At 70.9% G+C, this 6103-nt stretch carries 7 protein-coding genes; 3 read left to right on the top strand and 4 right to left on the bottom strand.

From position 1 onward, the window contains the following. From ABF821_RS19355 to ABF821_RS19340, 4 genes are all read right to left on the bottom strand, one after another. The coding region (locus tag ABF821_RS19355; protein ID WP_415531257.1) for a methyl-accepting chemotaxis protein at positions 1-1541 on the bottom strand (1541 nt) is incomplete at its 3' end. Positions 1542-1547: 6 nt separating this feature from the next. Next, the gene (locus tag ABF821_RS19350; protein ID WP_415531256.1) at positions 1548-2093 is read right to left on the bottom strand and encodes a chemotaxis protein CheW; all 546 of its coding nucleotides are present in this window, start codon (positions 2091-2093) and stop codon (positions 1548-1550) included. A gap of 14 nt (positions 2094-2107) precedes the next feature. Next, positions 2108-3496, bottom strand: coding sequence for a CheR family methyltransferase (locus ABF821_RS19345; protein ID WP_415531255.1), 1389 nt, complete (start codon positions 3494-3496; stop codon positions 2108-2110). After that, a complete protein-coding gene (locus ABF821_RS19340; RefSeq protein WP_415531254.1) occupies positions 3489-4019 on the bottom strand; it encodes a chemotaxis protein CheW in 531 nt (176 codons plus the stop codon). The genes ABF821_RS19345 and ABF821_RS19340 overlap by 8 nt, the downstream gene beginning before the upstream one ends. A gap of 150 nt (positions 4020-4169) precedes the next feature. Here ABF821_RS19340 and ABF821_RS19335 point away from each other — a divergent pair, with 150 nt between their 5' ends. From ABF821_RS19335 to ABF821_RS19325, 3 genes are all read left to right on the top strand, one after another. After that, positions 4170-4580 carry a hypothetical protein gene (locus ABF821_RS19335; RefSeq protein WP_182972182.1) on the top strand — a complete coding sequence of 137 codons (411 nt, stop codon included), beginning with the start codon at positions 4170-4172 and terminating at the stop codon, positions 4578-4580. A 25-nt stretch (positions 4581-4605) separates the two neighbouring features. After that, positions 4606-5286: a cell division ATP-binding protein FtsE gene (locus tag ABF821_RS19330; protein WP_182972183.1), complete on the top strand. Its 681-nt coding sequence runs from the start codon at positions 4606-4608 to the stop codon at positions 5284-5286. Next, a partial coding sequence (locus tag ABF821_RS19325) for a cell division protein FtsX (protein WP_415531253.1) occupies positions 5279-6103 on the top strand: 825 nt, incomplete at its 3' end. The genes ABF821_RS19330 and ABF821_RS19325, both read left to right, overlap by 8 nt.

Genomic DNA, 6103 nt, shown 5'->3' with positions numbered 1-6103 from the left:
TCGATGCCGATCTGCTGCTGGTTGGTCGAGGCCACGATCTGCTGGAAGGCATTCACCCCTTCCTCGATGCCGCCGGTCATCCGTTCGATGGTGCGATAAGCGATATCCGTCCGCTCCTTGCCGGCGGAAACACGCTTCACCGCCTCTTCCGTCAGCATCACCGAGGTGTTGATGCCGCGCTGGATGTCCCCCAGGATCGAACGGACATGCTGGGTGGCATCGCGCGACTGGTCGGCCAGGATCTTCATCTCGGCCGCCACCACGGCGAACGACCGCCCGTGCTCGCCCGCGGCAGCGGCCTCGATGGCCGCATTCAGCGCCAGCAGGTGCGAGCGTTCCGAAAGATCGTTGACGGCGGTGATGATCTCGCTGATCGCGTCCGTCCGCTCCGACAGCGCGACGATGTTCGACGCCACGGCCTCGGCGCCCTCCTGCGTGCGCTCCATGGCCCGCGCGGTCTCCTCCACCGCCTCCAGCCCGCTGGCCGAACTATGGACGATGGTCTCGGCCGACGAGATCACCTCCCGTGCCCGCTTGCTGATCTGCGCGCCGGAATGGGTGATCTGGTCCACCGTCGCCGCCGTCTCCTGCACCGCCGCGAACTGTTCCTCCACGCTCGCCGCCTGCTGCTGGGCGGAGGCGCGGATATCGGCCACCGCCGCGTCGAGGTTGCGCGTGGCGTCGCGGCTCTGCTGCGCGATCTCGCGCAGGCCGTCGATCATCCGGTTCAGGCCGCTGGCCAGCCGTTCGAACTCGTCCCGTCCCCCGCCGGACCCGCCGCCCGCCACATGGGTGGACAGGTCCCCCTGCCCCACCAGTTCCATCACCCGCATCAGCGCCGCCAGCGGGGCCAGGATCGAGCGCCGGGTCCAGAAGGTCACGATCAGCGCCACGATCACCGCCACCGTCAGCCCCAGGATCAGCGACCGGCGGCTGAATTCATACAGCGCGCTGCTCTGCGTCTCCCCGGCCTGCACCCCGCCATCCAGCGTGGTTCCGGCCTCGGAGATCAGCCGGTCGATGGTCTGGTCGCGCGTGTCCGAACGCGCCGATTGCTGGCGCACCGCGCCATCGTCGCCCTGCCGGATCGCCGCGAACAGGTCCGACACCGCCTCGGCATTCTGCCGCGCCTGGTCCAGCGCCTCGCGCAGGCGGGTCGAAATGGTGGCGAACATGGCGCGCCGCGCGTCGATCCGCGCCTCGTCGTCCGCCTGGCTGGCGGCGGCCAGCGCCTGCACCAGCGTGTCCTCGGCCTGCCGGTCGATCCCGGTCCAGTCCGCGATCGCGGCATCCAGCTTCGCCGGCTCCTTCTGGTAATCCCGCGCGTAATAATGCGACAGGATCGACAGCCGCCGCGCGACCAGATCGTTCTCCAGCACCCGCAGATGGTTCAGGTGCCGATAGACCAGCAGGTCGCGGGTCACGATCACCGTCATCTCGTCGCGGACATTGCGGATCTGCCCCAGCGCATAGACGCCGATCGACACCATCAGCATCACGCCGACCAGAAACCCGAACAGAAGACGATTGGCGATTGTCACGACAGGTCAGACTCCGAATGAACGCGCGGCAAACAGGCGGGCAGGATCGAGTACCGCAACCAGCCGCCCGTCCGGCAGGGCCGCCATCGGGTGACCGGGCACGGAAACGGCGGCAGGCGCATCCACAACATCGTCCACGCCCAGCGTCCGCCCGGCCAGCAGCGCGATCCGCGCCACCGGCAGGCCGGCCACCGGGCGCAGCAACGCCATCGCCCCCGCATGATCCATCGGCGCCCCGCCCAGCAGAACCGACAGATCCATCACTGTATACAGATGGCCGACATGGCCAAACACACCCCGCACCGCCGCCGGGCAGTCGGGGCGCCTGGGCATGGCGCTCCAGGCCGGTTCGGTCATGCGCAGCACATGATGCAGGTCGATGGCATGGCCCTGCCCGCCCACATCCAGGATCACCGCCGCGCGCCGCCCCGCATCGTCCCTCGGCGCCTGCCCGCGCGCGGCCAGCAGCCGCGCCCGCTCCGCCATCACCCGGCGGGCATAGCCCTCCGCGCCCCCAGCCGCACCCTCGCCTGCCGCATTCGGCGCGGGCATGAAGCCGCGACCGTTCAGAACACGCTCCGCGCCAGCAGCAACGGCGCGGCCTCAGCCATGTCGTCGCCATCCCTGCCAACCAGCCGCAGCAACCCGGCAACCGTCAGGCCATCCCCATCGGGGACCGGCGCGTCGGGCGGCAGACGGTGCAGCAGGGCACGCGCCTGCCGCATCATCCGTTCGGCCTCGTCCACCTGCCCGGCATCCCGCAGCAGCCGGGCGAGATGGACATGCGCCATGATGTGCGCGCGATCCAGGTAAAGCGTGCGCCGGAACTCCTCCCCGGCGGCCCCGGCATCCTCCGCCAGCACGGCGGAGAGAAAATGCAGCCCCGCATCCAGCGGATGCAGCGCCAGCGCCGCGCCGCAGCAGGCCCGCGCCTCGGCCACCGCCCCGCGATCGGCCAGCGCCCGCACCTCCGCCCGCGCCAGTCCCGCATCCGCGCGGGCAACGATATCGCGCGCAGGCTCCCGCGCCGGGGGGCGCGGCACCGGCACGCCAGGCCGTGGATCGGGCGAGCGGGAGAGCACGCAGCGGCGCGGCGCGGCCGGCCCCTGGCGAGATCCCGCCACCCGAAACGCCACCGTGCCGCTAAACGTCACCGTTTCCAGAACGCCGCCGCACTCGCCGATCGGGTCCGAATGGCCCAGCAGCAGCCACCCCGGCGGCGACAGCCGGCCCGCCAGCGCCCGCATCAGGTCCAGCGCCTGCGTCTCCTCGAAATAAAGCAGCACGTTGCGGCAGAGGATCAGGTCGAACGGCCCCGCCGGCCCCCCGCCTGAAGGCAGGTCCATGATGTTTCCGTATTCAAAGCGCACCATCCGGCGAAACACGTCGCGTAGAACCCAGTGCCGCCCGCACGCGGCGGGGCGAAACCATTGCCGCCGTTCCGAGACACCGACATCGCGCAGCGACCACGCGCCATATTCGGCGGCACGCGCCCGCTCCAGCGCCTGTTCGCTGATATCGGTACCCAGGATCTCGACGGTCCAGTCCTGCTCGCCCCGCGTCCGCAGCAGGCGCCGCATCAGGATGGCCAGCGAATACGGCTCGGCACCGTTGGAACAGCCCACGCTCCAGATCCGGATCGTGCGCACCGGGCGCAGCCGGGCGATCAAATCGGGCAGAATGGTGCGTTCCAGCGCATGGAACTGCTCGGCATAGCGGAAGAAGAACGTCTCGCCGATCGTCACGGCCGATTCCAGCGCCCGCCACTCGGCCTCGCCCGCCGCATCGTCCGAAAGCCGCGACAGGTAATCCATCGGCTCGACGCAGCCGCACGCCTCCATGCGCCGCCGCAGCACCATTTCCAGCAGGTCCATCTTGTCGGCGTAATAATGCAGCCCGGTCCGCGCGACGATCCGGGTGGCCAGCCGTTCGAGGGCACGCTGCCGGTCAGCCATCCGCACGCTCCCACAGGGCGTCGCGCACTGCCGCGTCCAGCGCCAGGGACTCGATCCGCCGCCGCTCGCGCTCCATCAGCAGCCGGTCCGGGTCCATCAGCAAGGCGGTCATTCCTCCGGCCAGTTCGACCTCCCCCGTCAGCCAGCCGCCGGCCGGCACGCCCTCGGCGGGCAACGCCGTCACGGCCCCCGCCATCTGCCGCACATCCAGCACGCTATCGACCATGAAGGCCACCCTCACCCCATCGGCCGGGCCGCAGAGCAGCAGCGGCCGATACAGCATCGCGTCAACCTCCGGCACGCTCCAGCTCCGCAGGCCGAGCAACGCCGCAAGGTCGATCGCCACCACCCGTTCGGCACCCAGGCGAAAAAATCCCAGCACCGGCGCGGGGGTCCCGGCAGGGCGGACAAGCGCCGGCATGGACATGCATTCCCGCACCGCGGGCGCGGGCAGGCCATAGCACGTATCCACAAGACGGAAGATGACGACGGCCACTGACACGGGGGCTTTGCTGCCTTCCATCCGAGCCGGTCCGGCAATGCCTTTCCGGCGCGTTTCCTGCCTCCTTTTCTCCCCGAAGATTGCATTTAATACAAGTGACGGCTACCTCCGGCAGGGATGCGTTCCCGGCAGATCGGGCGCGCCGCAGCCGCCGCCGGAGATCCGACCGTCATGGACAGTTTCAATTCGGACCGCGCCACCGACCGGTTCCTCCCGCCCCGCGCGGAAGGACCGTCGCGCTTCCCCATCGCCCGCATCGCGCGTGTAGCGATCTGCGCCGTCTTCTACGGGCTTTTCTATTTCGTCCAGCAGGTCACGGAACTCCTGGCCCCGCTGGTGCTGATCCTGGGCGTGGGCTGGAGCGCGCTCCCGCATATCGTCGGCGCCATCGGCACCAGCGCCGCCGCCGCCGACCCGCAGACGCGCGACATCGTCACCCACGTCGCCGGCACCATCCCGCACCAGATCGTCATCGGGTCGCATATCGTCACGGCCGCTTCGCTGGTCACCGACGGGCTGCTGATGATGGCGGCGGCCGCCCTCTGCGCCACGCTCGCCGCCGTCGCGGCGCGCGAGATGTGACGCCGATCCTGCCCGCCCCTCTCCCGTGATCCGGCTCCGCGACGTCGGTTTCCGCTACGATGCCCCAGGCGCCTCCGGCGCCTCGGCGCCGATCGCCCTGCGCCAGATCTCCTTCGCGGTGCCGCAGGGCGGTTTCCGCTGGCTGCTCGGCCCGTCGGGGGCCGGCAAATCCAGCCTGCTGCGCCTGCTGGCCCTGGGCGCGCGCCCGACCGCCGGCACGCTGGAAATCCTGGGCAGCAATATCGGCCATGCCAGCCGCGCCGCGCTGGCCCGGCTGCGACGGCGCATCGGCATCGTGCATCAGGATTTCCGCCTCCTGCCCGACCTGCCGGTCTTCGACAACATCGCCCTCCCCCTGCGCCTGCAACGCCGGCCGGAAGACGAAGTGCGCGACGAAGTCCACGCCATCCTCGACTGGGTCGGCCTCGCGTCCCGCGCCACCGCCCTGCCGCCCCAGCTTTCCGGCGGCGAACAGCAGCGCGTGGCCATCGCCCGCGCCGTGATCCACCGCCCGGCCCTGATGCTGGCCGACGAACCCACCAACGCGTTGGACGAACTCCAGGCCAACCGGCTGATGGAACTGTTCCGCGACCTGTCCGGCCTGGGCACCACGATCCTGGTCGCCACCCATAACGAGTCCCTGATCCGCCGCTACCCGGCCCATGAGCTGGAACTGGCCCAGGGCAGGCTGGTGCGCGATGGCTGAACGCACACACCAGACCGGCTTTTTCACCCGCTGGAACCAGGCCCGGCGCGCCGACGGGCTGGCCCTGCGCCGCGCCCTGCCCGACCGGCTGCTGCCCCTGCTGGTGGCGGCCATGGCCGTGCTGGCGGCCCTGGCGCTGGCCGGCGCCACGGGCGCACAGATTCTCTCCGCCCGCTGGTCCAGCGGCGCCGCATCAATGCTGACCGTCCAGGTCCCCGATCCCGACGCACCGGCAGCGGCAAAAACCCCCACCACTCCGCTGACCCGCTCCGACGCCGTGCTGGCCGCCCTCGCCGACACCCCCGGCGCCGCGCGCGTCCACCGGCTGGACAAGGCGGAACTGGACGCCCTGCTGGCCCCCTGGCTGGGCCGCGACAACGATTTCGCCCTCACCCTGCCCGCGATCATCGAACTGCATCTGGCCACCGGCCCCATCGAAGACGCCGGCGCGCTGGCCCGGCGGCTGGCGGCCATCGCCCCCGGCACGCTGGTCGAGCGCAACGCCGAATGGGGCGCGCGGCTGGGCCGACTGGCCGACAGTCTGCATAGCTGCGCGCTGCTGGCGGTGGCGATCGTGGCCGGAATCGCGGTGGTGCTGATCATGGCCACCACCCGCGCCGGGCTGGCGGCGCGCCGCATGCCGATCGAACTGATCCACGCCATGGGCGCCACCGACGGCTACATCGCCGGGCGCTTCGCCCGCCGGACGGCCCTGCTGGCCTTCATCGGCGGCCTGACCGGCAGCGTGCTGGCGCTGCCGCTCCTGGTGCTGCTGTCCCACGTCGCCGCCCCCTTCGCGACCGCAGCCCCCCTTCCC

Source organism: Gluconacetobacter sp., from assembly GCF_047721585.1.
Lineage (GTDB): Bacteria > Pseudomonadota > Alphaproteobacteria > Acetobacterales > Acetobacteraceae > Gluconacetobacter > Gluconacetobacter dulcium.
The sequence above is the reverse complement of the archived record's forward strand: the minus strand, read 5'-3'. Positions and strand labels throughout refer to the sequence as shown.

Excerpts from the sequence above, each read along its gene's own strand:
- ABF821_RS19340 (WP_415531254.1), bottom strand. The coding sequence starts at position 4,019 with ATGGAAGGCAGCAAAGCCCCCGTGTCAGTGGCCGTCGTCATCTTCCGT.
- ABF821_RS19345 (WP_415531255.1), bottom strand. The coding sequence starts at position 3,496 with ATGGCTGACCGGCAGCGTGCCCTCGAACGGCTGGCCACCCGGATCGTC.
- ABF821_RS19350 (WP_415531256.1), bottom strand. The coding sequence starts at position 2,093 with ATGCCCGCGCCGAATGCGGCAGGCGAGGGTGCGGCTGGGGGCGCGGAG.
- ABF821_RS19335 (WP_182972182.1), top strand. The coding sequence starts at position 4,170 with ATGGACAGTTTCAATTCGGACCGCGCCACCGACCGGTTCCTCCCGCCC.